Raw genomic sequence first — 22,106 nt, 5'->3', positions numbered from 1 at the left:
ACTCAATGTGCCCATTTTTATTTAGCTTTCATAGCAACAGTGGTACCCTATCCGCGATTCTACTTATGAGATAAAACCTATGAGCAAATTAACTGCTGATATCCAGGCTAACCTTGAACTTTTTGTAGCTGAAACCAAAACAAATAGCTTGGTTTGGGGCTTACGCAATGAAGAAGGCTGGCTGTCTTGTGACTCAACTGAATTTGAAAACAGCGAAGTCATGCCCTTTTGGTCTTCTAAAGAGGATGCGCAAGCACACAATGTTGAAGAATGGGCAGACTTTGAAGTATTGGAAATCCCGCTAGACATTTTCGTTGAAGACTGGCTGCTAACACTTGCGGAAGATGGTGTTCTTGTGGGTACAAACTGGAATGCACAGCTGGAAGGGAAAGAAATCGAACCTTCTGATCTTGCGAAAATGTATCTAGATTAATCATTCCTGATTAGAAAAACGCCCTCATTTGAGGGCGTTTTTGTTTTGGCTATCTTAGAGAAACGCTACGCTTCACTGCTTTGCTTACTGACTAATGAGGCCATAACGGCTTCTCGATTGTCGATGTAATCATTCAAGCCCGCTTTTCTTAAATCACAGGCTGGGCAATCACCGCAGCCATCACCAATAATGCCGTTGTAACAGGTCAGTGTTTTCTCTCTCACCAACTGCAGTGCATCGTATTGGTCAGCTAGGGCCCAAGTCTCCGCCTTGTTTAACCACATCAGCGGCGTAACAATGTCTAGATTACGAGCCATACCTTGCACTAAGGCACTGTTCATCGCTTTAACGAAGTCATTGCGACAATCAGGATAGCCAGAGAAGTCCGTCTCACACACACCAGTAATCACAGCCTGAGCACCAATTTGATACGCGTAAATGCCCGCTAGAGTCAGAAAAAGAATGTTACGGCCAGGGACGAATGAGTTAGGGAGGCCATTTTCCTGCAGCTCATGTGAGACCGGAATGTCATCACGAGTCAATGAGCTAATGGCAAGTTCGTTCAGCAAGCCCACATCCATCACTTTATGCGCTTTAACGCCTAGCTCTTTTGCAAGGTCTTGAGCCACTTCGATTTCGAGTTTATGTCGCTGACCGTAATCGAAAGTGATCGCATGCACTTCATCAAAATCCTTAAGTGCCTGCACGAGACATGTAGTGGAATCTTGACCACCACTAAATACTACTACCGCTTTTTTCATTTCGTTTCCCTTACGCAATACTTAGATACTTATGTGTCTGGATAGAGAGTCTCCAGTTACGCGCAATACAAGTATCAATACATAGCTGAGTGGCGCGTGGTTTCTGGCTGATAGGCTGTAGGGCAATAGTCGTGCTTTCAGGCACGCCTGCGCGCTCAATCAAAGCATCGAGTTGCTCAATATCTTTATCAGTTGCCACTGGATGCTTAATCTCATTTGCTCGGAGTAAAGCACTGTCCAACACTGGCAGTTTACCTTTCATTGCTACTTTTGGTGACACTGTCACCCAAGTATTTTCACTTGCTAAAACTGGTGATGTACCACTGGTTTCAATTTGGCAACGACATCCAATCGCTTCGAATGCTTCTGTCAGCGGACGCAAATCGTAAATGCATGGCTCGCCGCCAGTAATAACAATATTCTTAGCCTGATAACCTTGTTGACGATACTGCTCAATAATGTCACCTCCAGAGACACTACACCATGTTGGCGAGTCTTCCGTTTTCGTGAGTACTTCCACTAACGGGCGTTCGTCTTGAGGTGTCGCATCCCAGGTTTGTTTAGTATCGCACCAAGCACATCCTACCGGACATATCTGCAGACGAACAAACACCGAAGGAACGCCAGTAAAGACGCCTTCACCCTGAATGGTTTCGAACATTTCGTTTAATTTGTACAACTTTGTCTCAGCCTAACTCATCATCAATATTTAGCAGGAACGAGACCATAAATGACTGCAATGCGTAGGTCAACTAAATCAGAAATTGATCATTCTATTTGACTCATTTAATCTGCTTCTTTTGCTAGTGATAACTTTAAAAATTTTAGGTAAGTATATGTACAAGCTGATTGCTTTGGATATGGATGGCACTTTGCTAACCAGCGACAAATCCATTTCAGAAAGAACAAAAACCGCCATAGATAAAGCGCGAGCTCAGGGAGTCAAAATCGTTCTTGCTTCAGGCCGACCTCTTGCGGGTATGCAAGAGAAACTGACAGAACTTGGCATAGACGGACACAATGAATTTGTTGTTTTTTACAACGGAAGTACTGTGAAAGAAATTGGCACTGGAGAAGTGATTCATCAAGCCTACATTGATGGTCTACGTGCGAAACAAGTGGCGAAGCTCGCTAAAGAGTTAGGATTGTACTGCCATGCATTCAGTACTGAACTCGGCTTAATTACGCCTAAAAATAACGAATTTACTACCTTGGAGTCCGATATTAACCAAGTGCCGATTACGGAAATGGCATTCGATTCATTGGAGGATGAGCACCCTATCATCAAAGCCATGATCGTCGGTGAACCATCAAAACTAACAAAAGCGGCGAAAGCCATTCCAGATATACTCCATCAGGAATTCACGATAGTGCAAAGCGCCCCGTTCTTTCTAGAGTTTCTCAACCTTGAGAGTAATAAGGGCGTGGGTGTTAAAGCGATTGCAGACTACCTTGGTATCCACGCTGACGAAGTTATTTGTATGGGGGACGCGGAAAACGATCACCATATGATTCGCTATGCAGGGCTTGGAGTCGCGATGGAAAATGCAATGGATCAAACCAAAGCTATTGCCGACCATATTACCGCAAGTAATGATAACGATGGCGTGGCTTTAGTGATCGAACAATATGTATTGAATTCGTAATGCGTTAATAAAAGCTGCCATTAGGCAGCTTTTGCAAATTTCCTAACACTGACCACAAACAGAATCATGAGCACTGGGTAACGAATCGCATCTAACCCAAACGACAAGACACTACTTCTCGCAACAAACACTTCACTGAACTCAAACAACCAATAGATTGCGACCATTAAAATGGTGAGCGGGATAATAAATTCAGACGTGATCATTTTATCACTCGCATCCGATGTATAGATAATACCTAGCGTCGTAACCATAATGCCAAGCCAGATACTGAACACAGGGATTGGCCATACAGAGACCATCACCACTCCCGCTGCAATCAATACAGCCCAAAGCGCCTTAGATTGTATCAATGCCATCAAATCGACATCGGGTTTGTTATCTAGACGAATTAGGTGCCATGCGCACAACCCGCCAATGAGTAAACCGCCAAACATATCAACAATGAAATGCGTGCCTGTGTAAAAACTCGCCACAGCAAGCCACAAAATAAGAGCGATGCTTGTAACAGCAAGATGATCAGGCCTGTTTTCTCTCATTTTATTCAGTAATAAGGTTACAACGCACATCCAAACAGCGAAAGGCAGACTCGGTAAGCTATAGCCAGCAAACTGGGGTAACGCACGACTTGCCAAATATACTTGCGGCGGCGGGAGCTGGAAACCTTGCTTAGCAAGTAACACGATCAAAGATGTACTCGTTATAGCGAAGAACACCTTATAACTAAACTCTTTTCCAAATCGCCAGTACAAGTATGGAAAGAGCATCAATAGGATAATGGGGTGATTAAGCTGAAGGCTCAACTTAAACAACTCTTCGATTATCTCTTCAGCCTGCGTTGGCAACATGTCCAGCAGCAAGTGAAACTCGTTCAGCCATCCAAGCTCAATTTGATTTATTATCGGCGCAGCTTCGACTAAATTATCAACATACCGAACCGTTTGCGGTGTGGCCTGTTCAAAGTAGCCTGCAATACGTTTAAGCTGTTCAGGAAAGCGATACTCTTGCGCATTGATCATTTCTGGCGATATGAGCATCGCAGAGGCTATTTCAACGCCGTAATGTGGTGCAAACCAAATTGGGAGTTGGTGAGCATCCAATGAATTATCGATATGGAAAGCGACAATTTCGGAGTCCGAAATACAATCATAATAAATGGTATTGTTTCTCTGCCCCAGCACTTTGTTGATAGAAACAACAAGCCCTGTTTCTTCCCAAGTTTCCCTTTGTGCTGCCAATTCAGGCTTTTCACCATGTTTGACATTACCCGCGGGTAACCAGGATTTGCCCGTCAAAATTTCGTTGACTAGAACCAACTTATTGTCAGCCCTAATGACGCAAGCTGCGCCTTCAATTTCAGGCTGCTTTTGCTCTGCCAACACTAATGATGAAAAAAAAGCGAGAGCAAAGAATAGGAACACTCGTTCCAATTGCTTAAAAATGATCATTGACTACTTCTTGATTTAACCCACTGGTTTACGCAGCCAATGGATATGATGTTCGAATCCGACTTCTTTATAAAAATTCAATGCAACGCGATTGAAGTTCCATACTTCAACAAATATCTGTTTCACTCCGTAGTCGTCAAAACGTTGTTCTATCGACTCACAAAGCTGTTTGGCAATGCCCAACTTACGACATTCAGGCAATACATAAAGTTCATCAACACTGCCCATTTGCACGGGTTTACTGACACTAGAAATCAATTCACAAAAGTGACCGGATACAAATCCCACAACCTGTTGCTGACTAGACGCAACAAGCACAATGCATTCTGGATCATCTAGGTATCGAGCGATGCTTTTTTCCTGCTCAATTTCCTCAGCCGCCTTGAAATGCTCCGAGCATTGGTTATGGTGCTCATCATGCAATCTGAACATCAGATCATTAAGCCGCTCTAAATCCCGCGCTTGAGCCACCCTGATTTCTACTTTGTGCATAATTATTTTCGCGTCACAAATAAAGGCACAGTGTGAGTCGAATGTGAAAAATTATCAACAAAAAAGCCCCTTTAAAAAGGAGCTAATTCGTGATTATGGGACGCCGTCTCAACTATGATTCGAGCACTTTTTGGATTTCTTCCAAACTTGTTGGATCGTCAATGGTTGAAGGAACTGTGTATTTCTCCCCATCGGCTATTTGTCGAATAGTCTTGCGAAGGATTTTACCAGAGCGAGTTTTCGGTAAACGCTCAACGACCAGCGCATGCTTAAAGCAGGCAACTGCACCTATTTCATCGCGTACCTTGCCCACGAGCTCACCTTCAAGCTGTAAGTCATCGACTTTGACACCGTCTTTTAGCACCACAAATCCTAATGGTAGCTGCCCTTTCAAATCATCATGGACACCAACAACCGCACACTCAGCAATTGCAGGATGGCCGCCAACAATTTCTTCCATTTCGCCGGTCGACAATCGGTGTCCAGCGACATTAATCACATCATCGATACGGCCCATAATAAACAAGTAGCCGTCTTCGTCTAGGTAACCACCATCACCTGACACATAATAGCCTGGAAACTGGCTCAAATATCCCGACTCAAATCGGTCATGGTTACGCCATACCGTAGGCAAACAGCTAGGTGGCAATGGGCGTTTCAACGCAACAAAACCTTGTTTATTCGGCGCGACAGGCTCACCTAGCTCATCCAATATTTCAACCTGATAACCGGGGATGGGTTTAGTCGCTGAACCTGCTTTAACAGGCATCAACTCAATCCCCGTTGGGTTACCCGCAATTGCCCAACCTGTCTCCGTTTGCCACCAATGGTCTACAACCGGTTTGACGGTTTTACTTTCTACCCACTCCAAGGTTGGAGGGTCTAAACGTTCCCCCGCCATAAAGATGGTTTTTAGATTCGACAGGTCATATTGCTTGAGGTACTCACCATCTGGGTCTTCTTTCTTGATGGCACGGAAAGCAGTTGGCGCGGAGAACAATACATCGACCTTGTACTCTTCACACACGCGCCAAAAGGCGCCTGGGTTTGGCGTTCTCACTGGCTTGCCTTCAAACAAGATAGTCGTACAACCATGAATCAGCGGCGCATAGACGATATAAGAATGCCCGACTACCCAGCCCACATCAGAAGCCGCCCAATAAACACCATCCTGAGGAACGTTATAAATGGCACTCATTGAGTACTTCATCGCGACAGCGTGACCTCCGTTGTCACGCACGACTCCTTTCGGTTTTCCGGTTGTTCCTGAGGTGTAAAGAATATAGAGAGGGTCAGTGGCCAGAACCGGTACGCACGCGTGAGGTAAAGCATTGTTATACGCTTGCATCCAATCCACGTCTCGCGCCTGACTTAATTCAGCCTCACACTGTGGGCGTTGTAATACCAAAACCTTTTCTGGTTTCCAACGGCTATCCATCACTGCTTTATCAACCATAGGTTTATAAGAGATGACTTTATTGATCTCGATACCACAAGACGCTGTCATGATAACTTTTGGCTCAGCATCTTCTATCCGTACCGCAAGCTCGTTTGGGGCAAAGCCCCCAAATACCACCGAGTGAATGGCCCCTAATCGTGCACATGCCAACATCGCCATTGCGGCTTCTGGAATCATTGGCATGTAGATAACAACTCGATCGCCTTTCTCCACCCCTTGCTCTGCTAACATCCCTGCGATCTTAGCGACCTGATCTCTAAGCTCTTTGTATGTGTACTTTTGCTTGCTACCGGTGACAGGAGAGTCATAGATCAAAGCTGTTGTCTCCCCTCTTCCTTGTTCACAGTGGTAATCGAGTGCCAGCCAACAAGTGTTAAGCACACCATCAGGGAACCAACGTTCAATACCGTTCTCATCCTTTTGCAAAATGGTCTTTGGTTGCTCAAACCAGTCCAATTGCTCGGCTTGCGCTTTCCAAAATTGCTGTGGGTTTTCCTGTGCCCAAAGGTATTCTTTCTGATATGCAGACATAATGCTTCCTCCAGTATGTCCTGACATTACTTACATCGGGTTTGTTACCGACGAAATTTATTCTTCAAAGACATTGGAGGGAACACGCACAAAGCCCTCCATCAAAATACGAGCGCTTCGGCTCATTACGGCTTTTTCTACTACCCAGCCTTGGTTTGACTGAGTGGCTCTAGCGCCTACTTTTAGCGTTCCGGACGGATGCCCAAAAGTCACTGAATGCTTCTCACCGCCTCCAGCGGCTAAATTGACTAATGTTCCCGGCACACAAGAAGCTGACGCAATGGCGACTGCGGCCGTTCCCATCATCGCGTGATGTAATTGGCCCATAGATAAAGCTCTCACCAGCAGATCTACGTCATTTTCATCAACCTGTTTTCCGCTTGAGGCTTGATAGCTCTTCGCTTTACTGACAAAAGCCACCTTAGGGGTGTGTTGGCGAGATTCAGCTTCTTCGACCTTATCGATAAGCCCCATTTTTAGTGCGCCGTAAGCTCGTATTTTTTCAAATCGCGTTAATGCCAACTCATCACTATTGATATCTTGTTGAAGCTCAGTGCCAGAGTAACCAAGGGCGTCGGCATCAATAAAAATCGTTGGGATACCAGCATTAATTAAGGTGGCGTTAAATGTTCCAACCTCAGGTACTTCAAGATCATCGACTAAATTCCCCGTTGGAAACATACTTCCATCACCCGCAGCAGGGCGCATGAAGTCGACTTGAATTTCAGCAGAAGGAAAAGTCACCCCGTCTAGCTCAAAGTCTCCAGTTTCTTGAACAAGCCCGTTGCGGATAGGCACGTGGATGACAATCGTTTTTCCAATATTGGCCTGCCACACTCTCACAGCAACCACACCATTTTCCGGGATACGCTCTGCAGGGATTAGCCCAGCATGAATCGCGAATGGGCCAACCGCTGCCGATAGGTTTCCGCAATTTCCGCTCCAATCAACAAAAGGCTTATCAATGGAAACTTGCCCAAATAGGTAATCTACATCGTGCTCTGGCTGACTGCTCGGTGAAACAATAACGGTTTTGCTTGTACTCGAAGTCGCCCCTCCCATACCGTCGATTTGTTTGGCATAGGGATCTGGGCTACCAATGACTCTTAGCAACAACGCGTCTCGGGCCTTTCCCGGTTTTTGCGCCACCTCGGGTAAATCAGATAGATTAAAGAACACACCTTTACTCGTACCGCCTCGCATATAGGTCGCAGCGAATTTTATCTGGCTCGGTCTAATGTTATTCATAATCACTCCTTACTGAGCAGAAAATCTTGAGCGAAGCGTTGCAATACACCACCCGCGTTGTAAACAGAGACTTCGTCGGCGGTATCAAGGCGGCAAGTAACCGAAACGTCGAGTTTTTCGCCATTTTTACGAGTAATCACCAAGGCGAGATCCGTACCCGGTTTAATATCTCCGACGACATCATAAAGTTCTGTGCCATCAAGCATTAATGATTTACGGTTGACTCCCTCTTTAAACTGCAAAGGTAGCACGCCCATTCCAACGAGATTGGTCCTGTGGATACGCTCAAAACCTTCGGCAACAATAGCTTCGACGCCTGCCAAGCGAACGCCTTTTGCCGCCCAGTCACGAGATGAGCCCTGACCATAATCGGCTCCTGCAACAACAATAAGGGGTTGTTTTCGGTTCATGTAGGTTTCGATAGCTTCCCACATACGCGTGACCTTTCCTTCAGGCTCAATACGAGCCAGAGACCCCTGAACAACTTCGCCTTCGTCTCTCACCATTTCGTTAAATAACTTAGGATTCGCAAAGGTCGCACGCTGCGCGGTAAGGTGATCTCCTCGGTGAGTCGCGTAGGAGTTGAAGTCTTCTTCAGGAACTCCCATTTTCGCTAGGTACTCACCTGCAGCGCTGGATGCAAGAATAGCGTTAGAGGGAGACAAATGATCGGTTGTAATATTGTCACCAAGTATTGCTAGAGGCCTCATTGCAGACAGTGTTCTTTCACCCGCCAATGCACCTTCCCAATATGGAGGTCTGCGAATGTATGTACTTTGAGGCCGCCAGTCATACAAAGGATTGCTGTTGCTTTGTTCATCATCAAGCTTAAACATTTGAATATAAACTTGATTAAACTGCTCAGGTCTAACGTACTTACCCACTACCGCGTCAATTTCTTCGTCAGTTGGCCAGAGGTCATTGAGGTAGATAGGCTTGCCCTCAGAGTCTGTACCCAGAGGATCTCGCTCGATATCGAAGCGAATCGTCCCTGCCAACGCATAAGCAACGACCAAGGGCGGTGACGCCAAAAATGCTTGTTTCGCGTAAGGATGGATACGCCCATCGAAGTTGCGGTTACCAGAGAGTACAGCCGTCGAATATAAATCTCGGTCAATGATTTCTTGCTGAATCTCAGGGTCTAACGCCCCACTCATCCCGTTACATGTCGTACACGCATACGCGACGATGCCAAAGCCAAGTTTTTCCATCTCTTCAAGCAAACCTGCTTCTTCAAGATACAACTTAGCAACTTTTGACCCCGGAGCGAAAGACGACTTCACCCATGGCTTACGCACAAGACCTAATTGGTTGGCTTTCTTGGCAACCAAACCGGCAGCGACAACGTTTCTTGGATTGCTGGTGTTGGTACAGGAAGTGATCGCTGCAATAATTACCGCACCATCGGGCAATTGACCTTCACTCTCTTGCCACTGGCCTGCAATACCTTGTGAAGCTAACTCTGACGTTGGTAAGCGGCGATGTGGATTCGAAGGGCCGGCCATATTGCGTGTCACTGCAGACAAATCAAACTCAAGCACACGTTCGTATTGCGCCGTATCTAAATCATCAGCCCAAAGGCCTGTTTGCTTGGCGTAGCTCTCAACTAGTTCAACTTGCTTTTCATCTCGCCCCGTCAATTTTAGGTAAGTGAGCGTTTGTTCATCAATGTAGAACATGCCTGCCGTTGCACCATATTCAGGCGTCATGTTGGAGATGGTTGCGCGATCACCAATTGTCAGGTCCCTAGCACCTTCACCGAAGAACTCAAGGTACGATGAGACAACACGCTCATTTCGCAGGAACTCAGTGATAGCCAGAACGATATCCGTTGCCGTAATACCCGGTTGGCGTTTACCAGTGAGCTTAACCCCCACAATATCCGGTAGGCGCATCATTGATGGTCGGCCTAACATAACGGTTTCAGCTTCAAGCCCACCAACACCAATGGCAATAACACCTAAAGCGTCTACATGCGGGGTATGGCTGTCAGTTCCAACACAGGTATCTGGGTAAGCAATACCTTGCTTGGCTTGCACTACAGGTGACATTTTTTCCAGATTAATCTGATGCATAATGCCGTTACCTGCAGGAATAACGCTGACGTTTTCGAATGCCGTTTTACACCACTCGATAAAATGAAAACGGTCTTCATTCCGACGCTCTTCAATCGCGCGGTTTTTCTCGAACGCATCAGATTCAAAGCCCGCATGCTCCACCGCTAGAGAGTGGTCGACGATCAGTTGGGTTTCCACTACAGGATTCACTTTGGCAGGGTCACCTCCTTGGTCTGCAATTGCATCACGTAAACCAGCTAAATCAACCAAAGCGGTTTGTCCCAAAATATCGTGACAAACCACGCGTGCTGGGTACCAAGGAAAATCTAAATCGCGTTTGCGATCAATCAGTTGTTTAAGAGAGGCCGTTAGAGACTCAGGATCACATCGTCGCACTAATTGTTCTGCAAGAACTCTCGACGTGTAAGGGAGCGTCTCATAAGCTCCAGGCGTAATATCATTGACTGCTTCTCGGGCATCGAAAAAATCAAGATCAGATCCCGGAAGCGGCTTACGATATTTTGAATTCACTATACTACTCATATCATTGCTTCCATTCAGATAATATTCGGGTATCCGAGTCTCCCTACTAGCAGGTAAGGAGACTCTTGGGTAACTGGGTGTTACCTCTTTTCGATAGGAACCCAATCCTGATGCTCAGGACCTGTGTAATCCGCACTTGGGCGAATAATGCGGTTGTTAGCACGCTGCTCATAAACGTGCGCAGCCCAGCCAGTCAGGCGGCTCATGACGAAGATAGGTGTAAACAGCTTGGTTGGAATGTCCATGAAGTGGTACGCCGAAGCGTGGAAGAAATCTGCGTTACAGAACAAGCCCTTTTCACGTTTCATCACCGATTCGACTCGCTCAGAGACTGCATAAAGGTGTGTATCGCCCACTTTATCTGAGAGCTCTTTCGACCAACGTTTGATTAATGCATTTCGAGGGTCACTTTCACGATAGATAGCATGGCCAAAGCCCATAATTTTGTCTTTATTGGCTAGCATCTGTATGATGTTGGTTTCTGCCTCATCAGGCGTCTGCCAGTTTTCGATCATTTCCATCGCAGCTTCGTTTGCCCCACCATGGAGTGGACCACGCAAAGTACCAATTGCCGCCGTAATACAAGAATGGATATCCGATAGCGTCGAGGCACAAACACGAGCCGCAAACGTCGAGGCATTAAACTCGTGCTCCGCATAGAGAATCAGTGAACAATGCATAACCTGCTTGTGCAGTTCACTCGGATCTTTGTCCGTGAGCATTTTAAGAAAATAGCCACCAATACAATCTTGAGACTGATCTTCGGTATCAATTCGAACGCCATCATGACTGAAGCGGTACCAGTAACAAATGATTGCTGGGAATAGCGCTAACATTCGCTCCGTCGCGTCTTGTTGCTCAGAAAAATCCATTTCCTGTTCAAGGTTGCCTAGAACTGAGCAACCTGTTCGCATCACATCCATAGGGTGAGCGCTTGCTGGAATCAGTTCCAAAGCTTGTTTTAGCTCAGCAGGTAAGCCACGTAAACCAATCAGACGTGTTTTGTATGCATCCAACTCCTGCTGTGTTGGCAAGTGACCGCGTAACAGTAGATGGGCTACTTCTTCAAACTGTGCGTTATTGGCCAAGTCAGTGATATCGTAGCCACGATACGTCAGACCTGTACCTGTTTTACCGACGGTACATAATGCAGTGCTTCCGGCGCTTTGACCTCGTAGGCCAGCGCCACCTAACTCTTCATTCTTTTTCGATGATAGAGGCATGTTGAACTCCTTTTCTGTCCGCTCTGCCCTCTGAATGGAGCATTTTCTGTTCGGACAAGTTTCACGTTATTGAATTAAAAGTTTTCCGATACTTTTCTTGGGCTTCCGTTTGTTTCCGTTGGCTATTTTCCTTCTGAAAACAGCTGATCTAATTTGTCTTCGTAATCATGGTACTTAAGGTGCGCATAGAGCTCTTTACGCGTTTGCATCGAGTCAAGCAGTGCTTCTTGATTTCCCTCTTTCAACAGGTGGGCATAAACCATTTCTGCGGCTTTATTCATTGCTCTGAAAGCACTTAGTGGATACAACACCATATCAACATTTGATTTGGCTAACTCTTCACCACCGTACAATGGCGTTTGGCCAAATTCGGTAATATTCGCCAATATAGGCACGTGTTTTCCGGTCGCTTGCTTTAGTGCTTCAGAAAACTGTGAATATTGCTCTAATTTGTTCATCGCCTCTGGGAAAATCATGTCCGCGCCAGCTTCAACACAGGCAATCGCTCGTTCAATGGCGCTATCCATTCCTTCAACTGCGAGAGCATCAGTGCGAGCCATGATGACGAAACTTTCGTCATTGCGCGCATCTACCGCTGCTTTAACGCGATCAACCATTTCCTGTTGACTGACAATAGCTTTGTTTGGTCTGTGACCACAACGCTTTTGGGCCACCTGATCTTCCATATGAACAGCGGCAGCACCGGCTTTTTCCATCGCTTTAATCGTGCGACCAATATTAAATGCACCACCAAACCCAGTGTCGATATCCACCAATAAAGGCAAATCACACGCGTTAGTAATGCGGTCAACATCGACCAAGACGTCATTGAGGGTCGTGATTCCTAAATCAGGGAGACCGTAAGATGCGTTGGCAATGCCGCCACCTGATAAATAGATAGCTTGGTGGCCTATGTTTTTCGCCATCATGGCGCAGTACGGGTTAATCGTACCGACAATCTGCAAAGGATCATTTTGCTTTACGGCGGCTCTGAATTTCGCCCCTGGAGATAAACTCATGACAGTTTCCTTCTAGTCATTTTCAGCAAGTAAAATTTGTTGCTCTATTAACCGTCTGCTGCCTGAGATATGTCTTCTCATCAACATTTCGGCCAACTCTTCATCGCGATTACGAATCGCCTGAAGGATAAATTTATGTTCGTTTAGCGCTTCTTTTGGTCTGGATTGAGCACGCGGCGATTGGTATCGATACATACGCAGCAAGTGATACAGCTCATCACATAAGAGCGCGATCAACTTACTATTGCGGCTCGCCTGAATAATGCGATAGTGAAAATCAAAGTCGCCTTCCTGATGAAAGTAAGAAGCGCCTGCTACTTCATCAATGTGCTTTGAGTGTTTAGCAAGCAATAGCTCTAAACTCAGCAGCTCTTCCTGAGAGATGTAACGTGCCGCCAAGCGCGCAGCCATACCCTCTAAAGCCTCTCTAACCGCATATATTTCAACCAGCTTTTCAGGGGAGAAGGCAATCACTCGTGCTCCGACATGAGGAATGCGCTCAATCAACCCCAGTCCCTCAAGTCGCATGATGGCTTCTCGCAGTGGACCTCGGCTTACCTCAAATCGTTTCGCCAGCTCAGGCTCGGATATCTTACTTCCGGGAGCTAATTGCCCCTCAACAATCGCCTCAATCAGTATCGAAGTCAGGTTTTCAGACTTAGTATGCTCTTTTTCAGCCGTTATACTTTTCATACGAGTCATTAATTCATCATTCATATGTCGCCCACTCGTGTTTTCGACTTAAATCTGTCAACAATTTCCGTGCAATGATTATAAAATAGCCGATCAAACTGTCGACAATCAAGATCATTGTCGACAATTTAGACTAAGGTATTACGAAAACGGGTAAGCACATCTGAATTTGAAACAATAAACAGAAGGGTTCTCATCATAGTTTGTGAAGTCTATTAGCAAGAATAAAATGAGAACAATGACTTAGCTCACTCGCAGCATTAGTATCTTTTATGTAGAAGAAACCATGGGAATCAATGGCAAGGATGCTGAATTCACTCACGAAGATATCTATAGGTATAGTGCTAGGCCTTGGATTGACGGCCTGCTCATTCTTTTCGGCACCAGAAAGAGAGCCTTACTATCCAACTCTAAGAGATGCAGTCTATTCCGATGAAGACATTAGGGTAATAGAATCAAACAACATCCTTAAAACCGCAATTAAATCCAACCATTATGTTCAGGTCGCTGACCGCGCTGCCGTCAACAATAATGCGCATAAAATCTTCGCCGAAATACTTAATAGTTCCACTATTCTCCTTAGCGATATTCAGAACTCACGTTTCCATGACGGACTGGAATTCATCATTAAGCAGTTCACCTGTGAGCTGTATGCAAGCCAGCAGCCTTCAGATTCTGTTCAGCTTTGTCCGTTTTCCTCTCAAATTGTCGACAATAATCTTCATTATCTCCCATTTGAAGATGGCTTGAGGCTGACTCAAAGGTTGAGCACCACATTGCATGACAACGAGGATACCTTACAGTTAGAGTTGTTCCTGAAGAGCACATATGAACGCCCCCTAACCTCTCTATGGGGGGCGGTTCACGAATTAGGTCGATTTAAGTACAGCCAGCTTGCAGAAGACAACCTTGTACTCACTGTAAATATGAAGGTCTACAAAAAGTCAGAGTCAAGCTTGCGTTGGGTGCACCTTCACCCAGATCCACTCATCTTCTTTGTAGTACTCCCCTCGGTTGACTCAATTCTAGCTCACCCTAATGAGTTGGAAGGTATGCACTTCTCCTATCAAAATGCAAAACTACTCGTTGTGGACAGTCGATAAAACTTGGGAATTCAGAAAGCGGCTCACACATTCAGCCATTTTAGTCGCAAAGCATCTTATATAAGCAGTGGTAGGATTTATTTACGCTTAGTTTACTGCTACTTTTTATAAATCCAACAAATTATACCTTATGTATCAGTATAATTTTTAAGGTCTTTTTTCATACAGACTCATCATTTCAAGGATAATATATGGCTGATAAGTATTCAGCGTCGGCTAGCTTAATTTCAGCAAAGGACTATAAGAATCAAGAGCATACGGTAAGCGAGTTTACTGTAACTCAATCTTTGTCTACTCCTTTTGAGATTACCGCGACTCTTGTCTCTTCTAATTTCAGCGTTAAAGATCAACTAGGCCAGCTGTTGACGATTAACCGATATTCCAATGAATCTGGCAGTAATACACTGCAGCGCTCTTTTAACGGTATTGTCGCTCGTATCGAGCAAATGGGATTGGATGCCAACCTGCAATTCATGCAGTACCGAATCACTCTTCGACCATGGTTTTGGCTACTCACACACACGCACTCTTTTCGTGTTTATCAAACTCAGTCAACAAAAGACATCATTAGTGACATCTTTGATAACGCAGGATTTAAAGGCAAATATAAGCTTTCAAGCTTACCGTCGACCAAACGAGAATACTGCTTGCAATATAACGAATCTGATTTTGACTTTGTTACACGATTACTTGCCGAAGAAGGGCTCCACTACTATTTCGAGCATGAGTCCGGCGACCATACAATGGTCATTCAAGATGCTCAGTCTCCTTTCGACAAAGCCGACGTCGCCAAATTCGATATGCAGGAGACCCCTTCTGGCAGCTTACCTCTAATTAAGTCGTGGTCTCCTGTGATGTCCTTCCACGGCGCAAGTGTCGAACTCACAGCCTACGACTATTCGCAATCTAAGTTGGTCACAAGTAAAGCGAAAACCAGCAGTAACACTATCGCGAACAATACTAAACTTGCTTCTGTTCACTACCCTGAGCTAGGTATTAGTGGAGATATGACGGATCTTTCTAGTAATTTAGCAAAGCGCCGTATTGAGCAAATTGAGCAAGACTACCAATCTATCATTGCTCACGCAGAACACGATATGTTCGAAATCGCGACTTGGTTTTCTCTATCCAGTCACCTAGACAAATCTCAGCTCGGTGATTTTTCCGTCGTTAGTACATCCACACATTATTCTGATGATGTCCGTTGTGCAACGGAAGTTAAACTTATACCGAAAGCAACGCCAACCTATCCGAAACCTAGATCTAAACAAGTCGTCAATGGCTTGCAAAGTGCGACAGTAGCGGGCTCAACCGCTGGCGAGATAAATCAAGATGAACAAGGCCGAGTACGTATTCAGTTCCATTGGGACACCGAGGCTAGCGGTGACAAAACTAGTTGCTATGTACGTGTCGCACAAATGATGGCTGGAAGCGGTTATGGAACACAGTTTATCCCACGAGTTGGGCAAGAAGTTTTGGTTTCCTTCATTGATGGCGATCCAGATCAGCCGATTATCACAGGAAGCGTCTATAACAGCAAAAATGCCCCTCCTTACAAAGAAGCGAATACGACCAAGACGGGGATTAAAACTAAACTAACTGGCCAAACCAACGAGCTCTACTTTGACGATAAGAAAGACAACGAGCTGGTATATATTCATGCTGCCAAAGACATTACACAAGAAGTCGAAAATAATCATACCGAAACAGTGAAAGGTGAACTTAGTCAGTCTGTAACCAAAGCTATGACAATAGCCACTGAAGACAACTACACGCTCAATGTCACTAAAGCGATGAGTGGTTCAGCGAAATCAATCACACTTGAAGCAGATGACTCTATCGATCTCAAGGTGGGTTCTAGTAAAATTTCAATCTCCTCATCCTCAATTTCCATTGAGGCGACCAACATTGATATCAAAGCAAGTAGTGCTCTAAATCTGGAAGGGACGAATGTCACCAGCAAGGCAACCTCTGCGAATAAAATATCTGGTACGACTACAGCACTTGAAGCGACAAGTTCAAACAGTATTAAAGGGCTTAGCATCGCTATGAAAGCCAGTACAACATTAAGTGCTGAAGGCTCGCTCAGCGCTGAATTTAAGTCGGGCCTCAAAGGTACATTCGATGGTGGCGTATTAGGCGAGTTGAAAGGCGCCATTGTGAAAGTGAACTAAATCTATGTATAAAAAAATCCCTTACCAGAGCAGCACTCAAATATTGCCAAGGTTTCAAGCCTCTGATGAAGCAAAAGAAATCATTGGAGAAGAGTTACCGATAGACCAAGTGATAAGCAAACTTCAACAGGCTCGCTTATACAATGATTTAGTACAGTTCCTCGCGCATGCACTTCCTGTTCGAGAAAGCATCTGGTGGGCCTTATGCTGCGTATCTACAAGAAATGATGTCTGGAGCGACGCTCAAAAAATGGCTCTTGATACTGTCAAGCAATGGGCTCTCTCCCCATCAGAAGAACTGCGCAGACGAGCAGAATTGTTGGCAAACCGTTTAGAGCTCAATTGCGGCCCATCATGGCTAACCCAAGCCGTTTTTTGGAATGGTTCTGGCAGTATCGTCGCTCCAGATCTACCGGCAGTGCTACCTGACCCATTTCTTTATGCAAAAGCGGTCAGCGGTGCTATCAATCATGCGGCTTCACTGCCTGAGTGGGATAAATCTGAACAATATTATGAAAGTGCAATTGAAGTTGCACTTGATATTGCTTCTGGAGGAAACGGAGGGCTTAAATGACGCTACCAGCAGCAAGACTAACCGATATGCACGTTTGCCCAATGCAAACCCCAGCCGTTCCGCCAATCCCTCATGTTGGCGGCCCCATCACAGGCCCAGGAGCACCAACCGTTTTGATTGGTGGTATGCCGGCAGCCACCGTTGGTGATGTATGTGTCTGTGTAGGTACACCAGATTCAATAGTCAAAGGAAGTGCCACTGTTATGCTAACGAGTAAACCAGCAGCCAGAATGGGAGATACAACCTCTCACGGCGGCAGTATCGTATTAGGTATGCCCACCGTTTTGATAGGCGGATAGCTAACTGCTAAATTTGAGCTGTTGTTGCGAAACGACAGCTCAATATGCCCTTCTGACTAGAAAACATCTCCTGAAGCATTTCATTTCGTCACGCAAATAGAACATTCGACTTACAGGGAGATGAAATACAAATGCCAAACGGTTCAAAAAAACGCCACCAAAAGAACAAAAAACCACCACTTTTATTTCCTGTAAACCACATAGAAAACAAGACATTGATAAAAAATATACGTCATCCGGCCAATTTTCTAGAAGCGGATCACCTTTCAAGGTAAATAATGAATTTGAACGAGCCTTTTCAAAAAATAAGCCTAGACTATGAAAGGTGCAGTTTTATTTACTAATAATAAGCAAGAACACTTTTTATAAACTTTTTTGTGAACAACTAACAACGGGCAATGTATGGTTGATATTGAAGCATTATTGAAACCTATATCAGAAGAGCAACCATCAGGAACATACCTGAAGTTAGATCGTAGTGCCTACCGTACATTAAGAAATCACTACAACACGGCTCAATCATCATTCCGTCAACTGATTGAAACGCCCGATGCCTCGAGTGATGAAGCTTTAATCGACGCCAATCAAAACAACTGGGACTTATTGCGCACTTCAACATTTGATGCCCTCGTTTCTCATACAAAAGATACAGAATTCTTAGGTTGGTACATTGCAAGCCAACTCTTTACTTCCGCACCTTATGAAAATCTCGCCAGCTCCACTAAGGTTTTGGTGGGCTTTGTTGAATCTTTCTGGACAACTCTTAATCCTCACCCTCCAATTGAAAAGTTAAAGAGCAGCGAGGAGGCAGATCAAACTAAAGAGCTGATTGAATTTAGGACCAAACCTTTATTACAGTTAGTTGGGGAAAGCCAAGATTCGACAGCGCTGTACATGCCTCTGCAAATGATTGGCCTCATCGATGAGCTATCTTTTGGTGATTTTCTACGGGCAGAACGAGCGGGAGCCATCGCCGATCTAAAAAGCCGAGCTCAATCTCTATTTTCTAAAGAAGTAGAAGACACGCTCAATGCTCTTTCTGAAAGCTATCAAAATTTTGATGAGGCAGAGAAGCGAATTGCAAAAGAATGCCAATCTGCTGGTGTCGCTCCGGTTAGCTTTAAGTTTGTCAAAGCCAACATTGCGGACTTAATCAATGCTATCCAGTATTTAGTTGGGGATAAATTCACACGTTGGCCACTAGATAGTGAATACAAGCAAGCTGCCGATGAACCAGCTTCTGAAACTAATGCTATGTCTCAGCCAAGCAATAGCATTGAAGCTCCTCAATCAGAGTCAATAACCTCAGACACAGTTATTGAGCAACCGTCAGCACAAAGCCAAGTACAGCAAGCAATTCAAGCTACCGATGAACAACCAGTCAACATAGCGCCGGGCGTAATAACGAATCGGGATCAAGCTTTTCACGAGCTGCGTAAGATTTCTGAGTTTTTCCAACAAACAGAGCCTCATAGCCCTATTCCATTTCTACTTGAAAGAGCGATTCGATGGGGTTACATGAGCTTGCCAGAACTGTTGAATGAAATGACGGGGGGTAACTCCGGTGTTATTGCCCATATCAACCAAATATCAGGTATGGACAACTTAGCTCAAACAGATCTAAGCAATAGACCAATGACTTCAACACAAACTTTATCCTCTGCATCTGTGCTAGCACAGGCAGGTGCTCATGTTCCGTCTCCGCAGACTTCCGCTCCTTCGGAGCCAGTCACAACGAGCGAACAAAATACTCAACCTGAAGCGAACACTACTCAGCCTGAAAGCGGTATTAGTAACTTCGAGTGGTAAATACACTACATGCTTAATTAGCGAAGGAGATCAACATGGCTTCTATTTTCATGAGAATTGATGGCACTACACCTAAAGGTGCGGCAACAGTAGAAAAGATCGGTGGTAAAGATGGCTTCTTTGCTATTGATACCGTTACTTGGAACGCAGTACGTGGTGTAGGTATCGATGTAGGTAATGCAAACAACGCAGACCAAGGTATGGTGGCACTAGGCGAAGTCAACATTACTCGTGGCTGTGATGGCGCAACACCTCACCTAACGACTTTCCTTTACGCTCCTGGCGGTGAAGGTAAAACAGTTGAGATCGTGATGACTAAACCTAACCGTGAAGGTTCTGGTGCAGATCCATATCTAATCCTAACGTTGAAAGCTGCTCGTATGTCTAGCTACAACATGGCTGGTTCTGACGGCACTCTACCAAACGAATCTTTCTCTCTAACTTACACTGAAATCTCGAAAGCTTACTACATCGAAGGTGAAGGCGGTAAGATCGAGAAAGGTCCAGAAGTAGGCTTTGATGCAACCACTGCAAAAGTTACTTCGACTGCTGCTTAATTAGTTAAGGAGAACCATTGTGGCACTAAATTCCCAACACAAACGTGTAAGTAAAAACCGCGTAAGTATTACTTACGATGTGGAAACTAATGGCGCTGTAGAAACCAAAGAACTCCCATTTGTGGTTGGGGTAATTGGTGACTACTCTGGCCATAAACAAGACAAGGAAGACGTTGAAGATCGTACTTTCTACAACGTTGACAAAGACAACTTTGACACTGTGATGAAGCGCGTGGGTCCAGAGTTGTCTTTGAAAGTCGATAACGTACTTGCAGACGATGACAGTCAGTTTGAAGCAAACTTGAAGTTCAATTCGATGAAAGACTTTGAACCGGAAGCCATCGTCGAGCAAGTAGAACCTCTAAAGAAACTTGTTGAAACCCGCAATCAGCTTAAGGTTCTACTTTCAAAAGCAGACCGCTCTCGTGATCTAGAGAAGCTACTGAAAGAAGTTCTGCAAAGTGCCGATACAATCAATGCACTGTCGGAAGAGCTTGGTGTCAATAAGGAAGGAGGCGAATAATGAGTACAGAAGCTGAAAATCAAACGCAAACCGAAGCAGCAGAAGGTTCGTTAAGTTTTCTTGACCGAGCTATTGAGGCAACCACTCAGACACCAGCTGATACAACGAAAGAACTGTTTTCAGTCCTTACAGAACAAGCGCTTTCAGGTACTGTAACGTGGGATAAAAACGTTACTAAAACTATCGAGAATGCCATTTCTGAAATCGATAAGAAGCTTTCTAAGCAGCTTTCAGAAGTTATGCAGCAGAAAGAGCTTCAAAAACTCGAAGGTTCATGGCGAGGATTACAAAAACTGGTTAAGGAAAGCGAACTTGGACGCGATCTGAAAATCAAGATGGTCGACTTTTCACAAGAGGAGCTGCTAGACCAATTTGAGGATGCACCGGCTATCGACCGTAGCCCTCTATTTAATGCTGTTTATCAGGGTGAATTTGGTACAGCAGGCGGTGAGCCTTACGGTACATTCATCGGTGACTACGAATTCAGTGCTAAAGACGAAGATGTTGCTCTACTTCGCTATATGGGTGAAGTTGCAGCTGCGTGTCATGCACCATTTGTAGCCGCAGCAAACGCTCAAATGTTTGAGTTTAATGACTTCACTACTTTTGACGAAGGTAAACCTGTTGCTGCTGGTTTTGACTCACCTGCTTATGCCGCTTGGAATGCATTCCGTGAAAGTGACGACGCTCGATACGTAACGCTGACTCTGCCAAGAACACTAGCCCGTTTGCCTTATGGTGCTAAAGGTCTTGGTACAGAGTTATTTGACTACGAAGAGCTTGATACAGACATGGATGGTAATCCAAACCCGTCAAGTAATGATCAACTAGTATGGTCTAACGCCGCTTATGACCTTGGTTTGAAAATGACTCAGGCATACACGGCTTCTGGCTGGTGTACTTCTATCCGTGGTCTTGATAACGGTGGTAAAGTAGAAAACCTACCAAACCTAACTTACAAAACAGAAGCTGGTGACTTAGTTCAACAATGTCCAACAGAAGTGAACCTTACTGATGAGCGTGAAAAAGAACTCAGCGATCTAGGCTTCCTGCCTCTCGTTCATTATAAGAATTCGAACTACGGTGTATTTATTGGTGGCCAAACAACTCAGAAGCCAAAAACTTACACTGATCCAGATGCAACAGCTAACGCTGCTATTTCTGCACGTCTTCCATACATCATGGCAAGTAGCCGCATCGCGCACTACTTGAAAGTAATGGGACGTGACAAGCTAGGTTCAAATTTAGAAGCGCCAGACATTCAACGTGAACTTCAACTTTGGATCGATCAATACACCAATGCTGGTGCGATTGGTAACGAGCAACGTGCGAAAACTCCGCTTTGTGAATCTAGAATCGAAGTGGTTGAGCAACCAGGTCGTCCTGGTTCATATTCCGCTGTCGCTCACCTACGCCCATGGCTACAACTGGAAGAGCTCACAACCTCAGTACGCATGGTTGCTAAAATTCCAGGTTAACCAAAACTAAGGCCGGAACCATCCGGCCTTCCTTTC

Annotated in this window: 20 protein-coding genes; 10 read left to right on the top strand and 10 right to left on the bottom strand. The window is 45.1% G+C overall.

The annotated features are described in order from the left end of the window. Nucleotides 1–79: 79 nt before the first annotated feature. Nucleotides 80–433, top strand: coding sequence for a DUF2750 domain-containing protein (locus tag L1D15_RS11780; RefSeq protein ID WP_239836449.1), 354 nt, complete (start codon nucleotides 80–82; stop codon nucleotides 431–433). 65 nt (nucleotides 434–498) lie between these two features. Here L1D15_RS11780 and queC read toward each other — a convergent pair whose 3' ends face one another. Continuing rightward, the gene (queC, locus tag L1D15_RS11775; protein WP_239875764.1) at nucleotides 499–1,194 is read right to left on the bottom strand and encodes a 7-cyano-7-deazaguanine synthase QueC; all 696 of its coding nucleotides are present in this window, start codon (nucleotides 1,192–1,194) and stop codon (nucleotides 499–501) included. A gap of 10 nt (nucleotides 1,195–1,204) precedes the next feature. Then, nucleotides 1,205–1,855: a 7-carboxy-7-deazaguanine synthase QueE gene (gene queE, locus L1D15_RS11770; RefSeq protein WP_239875873.1), complete on the bottom strand. Its 651-nt coding sequence runs from the start codon at nucleotides 1,853–1,855 to the stop codon at nucleotides 1,205–1,207. A gap of 175 nt (nucleotides 1,856–2,030) precedes the next feature. On the opposite strand from queE, the gene L1D15_RS11765 reads away from it, so the two are divergent. Next, on the top strand, nucleotides 2,031–2,840 hold the full coding sequence (locus L1D15_RS11765) for a Cof-type HAD-IIB family hydrolase (RefSeq protein WP_239875763.1): 810 nt from the start codon (nucleotides 2,031–2,033) through the stop codon (nucleotides 2,838–2,840). A 20-nt stretch (nucleotides 2,841–2,860) separates the two neighbouring features. Here the strand turns inward: L1D15_RS11765 and L1D15_RS11760 are convergent, their stop codons facing one another. The 8 genes from L1D15_RS11760 to L1D15_RS11725 all read right to left on the bottom strand — a co-directional run bounded on the left by L1D15_RS11760 (nucleotide 2,861) and on the right by L1D15_RS11725 (nucleotide 13,577). Then, nucleotides 2,861–4,288 (bottom strand): bifunctional NUDIX hydrolase/phosphatase PAP2 family protein, encoded by a 1,428-nt coding sequence (locus L1D15_RS11760; protein WP_239875762.1) that lies wholly within the window; start codon nucleotides 4,286–4,288, stop codon nucleotides 2,861–2,863. A gap of 15 nt (nucleotides 4,289–4,303) precedes the next feature. Further along, nucleotides 4,304–4,780 (bottom strand): GNAT family N-acetyltransferase, encoded by a 477-nt coding sequence (locus L1D15_RS11755; protein ID WP_239875761.1) that lies wholly within the window; start codon nucleotides 4,778–4,780, stop codon nucleotides 4,304–4,306. Nucleotides 4,781–4,892: 112 nt separating this feature from the next. Then, entirely contained in the window at nucleotides 4,893–6,770 is a 1,878-nt protein-coding gene (locus tag L1D15_RS11750) for a propionyl-CoA synthetase (protein WP_239875760.1), read from the bottom strand. Nucleotides 6,771–6,827: 57 nt separating this feature from the next. Continuing rightward, nucleotides 6,828–8,018 (bottom strand): 2-methylaconitate cis-trans isomerase PrpF, encoded by a 1,191-nt coding sequence (prpF, locus tag L1D15_RS11745; RefSeq protein ID WP_239875759.1) that lies wholly within the window; start codon nucleotides 8,016–8,018, stop codon nucleotides 6,828–6,830. Between the two features lie 2 nt (nucleotides 8,019–8,020). After that, the gene (gene acnD, locus L1D15_RS11740; RefSeq protein WP_239875758.1) at nucleotides 8,021–10,618 is read right to left on the bottom strand and encodes a Fe/S-dependent 2-methylisocitrate dehydratase AcnD; all 2,598 of its coding nucleotides are present in this window, start codon (nucleotides 10,616–10,618) and stop codon (nucleotides 8,021–8,023) included. A gap of 80 nt (nucleotides 10,619–10,698) precedes the next feature. After that, nucleotides 10,699–11,841 (bottom strand): 2-methylcitrate synthase, encoded by a 1,143-nt coding sequence (gene prpC, locus L1D15_RS11735; protein WP_239875757.1) that lies wholly within the window; start codon nucleotides 11,839–11,841, stop codon nucleotides 10,699–10,701. A gap of 122 nt (nucleotides 11,842–11,963) precedes the next feature. Beyond that, complete coding sequence (gene prpB / locus L1D15_RS11730; RefSeq protein ID WP_239875755.1) at nucleotides 11,964–12,860, bottom strand: methylisocitrate lyase; 897 nt, start codon at nucleotides 12,858–12,860, stop codon at nucleotides 11,964–11,966. 12 nt (nucleotides 12,861–12,872) lie between these two features. Next, entirely contained in the window at nucleotides 12,873–13,577 is a 705-nt protein-coding gene (locus L1D15_RS11725; RefSeq protein ID WP_239866584.1) for a GntR family transcriptional regulator, read from the bottom strand. Between the two features lie 281 nt (nucleotides 13,578–13,858). Here L1D15_RS11725 and L1D15_RS11720 point away from each other — a divergent pair, with 281 nt between their 5' ends. From L1D15_RS11720 to tssC, 8 genes are all read left to right on the top strand, one after another. After that, nucleotides 13,859–14,656: a hypothetical protein gene (locus tag L1D15_RS11720; protein ID WP_239866587.1), complete on the top strand. Its 798-nt coding sequence runs from the start codon at nucleotides 13,859–13,861 to the stop codon at nucleotides 14,654–14,656. A 191-nt stretch (nucleotides 14,657–14,847) separates the two neighbouring features. After that, nucleotides 14,848–16,830 carry a type VI secretion system tip protein TssI/VgrG gene (tssI, locus tag L1D15_RS11715; protein ID WP_239866589.1) on the top strand — a complete coding sequence of 661 codons (1,983 nt, stop codon included), beginning with the start codon at nucleotides 14,848–14,850 and terminating at the stop codon, nucleotides 16,828–16,830. A 4-nt stretch (nucleotides 16,831–16,834) separates the two neighbouring features. After that, the gene (locus L1D15_RS11710; RefSeq protein ID WP_239866590.1) at nucleotides 16,835–17,404 is read left to right on the top strand and encodes a hypothetical protein; all 570 of its coding nucleotides are present in this window, start codon (nucleotides 16,835–16,837) and stop codon (nucleotides 17,402–17,404) included. Further along, nucleotides 17,401–17,703 (top strand): PAAR domain-containing protein, encoded by a 303-nt coding sequence (locus L1D15_RS11705; RefSeq protein WP_239836463.1) that lies wholly within the window; start codon nucleotides 17,401–17,403, stop codon nucleotides 17,701–17,703. Before L1D15_RS11710 ends, L1D15_RS11705 begins: the two co-directional genes overlap by 4 nt. A gap of 402 nt (nucleotides 17,704–18,105) precedes the next feature. Then, the gene (locus L1D15_RS11700; protein ID WP_239875753.1) at nucleotides 18,106–19,512 is read left to right on the top strand and encodes a type VI secretion system ImpA family N-terminal domain-containing protein; all 1,407 of its coding nucleotides are present in this window, start codon (nucleotides 18,106–18,108) and stop codon (nucleotides 19,510–19,512) included. Between the two features lie 35 nt (nucleotides 19,513–19,547). Further along, nucleotides 19,548–20,069 (top strand): type VI secretion system tube protein Hcp, encoded by a 522-nt coding sequence (locus L1D15_RS11695; RefSeq protein WP_239836465.1) that lies wholly within the window; start codon nucleotides 19,548–19,550, stop codon nucleotides 20,067–20,069. 19 nt (nucleotides 20,070–20,088) lie between these two features. Beyond that, the gene (tssB, locus tag L1D15_RS11690; RefSeq protein WP_239836466.1) at nucleotides 20,089–20,592 is read left to right on the top strand and encodes a type VI secretion system contractile sheath small subunit; all 504 of its coding nucleotides are present in this window, start codon (nucleotides 20,089–20,091) and stop codon (nucleotides 20,590–20,592) included. Then, nucleotides 20,592–22,070 carry a type VI secretion system contractile sheath large subunit gene (tssC, locus tag L1D15_RS11685; protein ID WP_239836467.1) on the top strand — a complete coding sequence of 493 codons (1,479 nt, stop codon included), beginning with the start codon at nucleotides 20,592–20,594 and terminating at the stop codon, nucleotides 22,068–22,070. Before tssB ends, tssC begins: the two co-directional genes overlap by 1 nt. The last annotated feature ends 36 nt before the right edge of the window (nucleotides 22,071–22,106 follow it).

The sequence above is a fragment of the Vibrio sp. Isolate25 genome, from assembly GCF_022398025.1.
Taxonomy (GTDB): Bacteria; Pseudomonadota; Gammaproteobacteria; order Enterobacterales; family Vibrionaceae; genus Vibrio; species Vibrio coralliilyticus_A.
The sequence above is the reverse complement of the archived record's forward strand: the minus strand, read 5'-3'. Positions and strand labels throughout refer to the sequence as shown.

Coding starts and splice junctions, on each gene's coding strand:
- tssC (WP_239836467.1), top strand. CDS start 20,592: ATGAGTACAGAAGCTGAAAATCAAACGCAAACCGAAGCAGCAGAAGGT.
- prpF (WP_239875759.1), bottom strand. CDS start 8,018: ATGAATAACATTAGACCGAGCCAGATAAAATTCGCTGCGACCTATATG.
- L1D15_RS11710 (WP_239866590.1), top strand. CDS start 16,835: ATGTATAAAAAAATCCCTTACCAGAGCAGCACTCAAATATTGCCAAGG.
- acnD (WP_239875758.1), bottom strand. CDS start 10,618: ATGAGTAGTATAGTGAATTCAAAATATCGTAAGCCGCTTCCGGGATCT.
- L1D15_RS11755 (WP_239875761.1), bottom strand. CDS start 4,780: ATGCACAAAGTAGAAATCAGGGTGGCTCAAGCGCGGGATTTAGAGCGG.
- L1D15_RS11700 (WP_239875753.1), top strand. CDS start 18,106: ATGGTTGATATTGAAGCATTATTGAAACCTATATCAGAAGAGCAACCA.
- L1D15_RS11765 (WP_239875763.1), top strand. CDS start 2,031: ATGTACAAGCTGATTGCTTTGGATATGGATGGCACTTTGCTAACCAGC.
- queE (WP_239875873.1), bottom strand. CDS start 1,855: ATGTTCGAAACCATTCAGGGTGAAGGCGTCTTTACTGGCGTTCCTTCG.
- L1D15_RS11760 (WP_239875762.1), bottom strand. CDS start 4,288: ATGATCATTTTTAAGCAATTGGAACGAGTGTTCCTATTCTTTGCTCTC.
- L1D15_RS11720 (WP_239866587.1), top strand. CDS start 13,859: ATGCTGAATTCACTCACGAAGATATCTATAGGTATAGTGCTAGGCCTT.
- L1D15_RS11780 (WP_239836449.1), top strand. CDS start 80: ATGAGCAAATTAACTGCTGATATCCAGGCTAACCTTGAACTTTTTGTA.
- L1D15_RS11705 (WP_239836463.1), top strand. CDS start 17,401: ATGACGCTACCAGCAGCAAGACTAACCGATATGCACGTTTGCCCAATG.
- L1D15_RS11750 (WP_239875760.1), bottom strand. CDS start 6,770: ATGTCTGCATATCAGAAAGAATACCTTTGGGCACAGGAAAACCCACAG.
- prpB (WP_239875755.1), bottom strand. CDS start 12,860: ATGAGTTTATCTCCAGGGGCGAAATTCAGAGCCGCCGTAAAGCAAAAT.
- L1D15_RS11725 (WP_239866584.1), bottom strand. CDS start 13,577: ATGAATGATGAATTAATGACTCGTATGAAAAGTATAACGGCTGAAAAA.
- prpC (WP_239875757.1), bottom strand. CDS start 11,841: ATGCCTCTATCATCGAAAAAGAATGAAGAGTTAGGTGGCGCTGGCCTA.
- queC (WP_239875764.1), bottom strand. CDS start 1,194: ATGAAAAAAGCGGTAGTAGTATTTAGTGGTGGTCAAGATTCCACTACA.
- L1D15_RS11695 (WP_239836465.1), top strand. CDS start 19,548: ATGGCTTCTATTTTCATGAGAATTGATGGCACTACACCTAAAGGTGCG.
- tssI (WP_239866589.1), top strand. CDS start 14,848: ATGGCTGATAAGTATTCAGCGTCGGCTAGCTTAATTTCAGCAAAGGAC.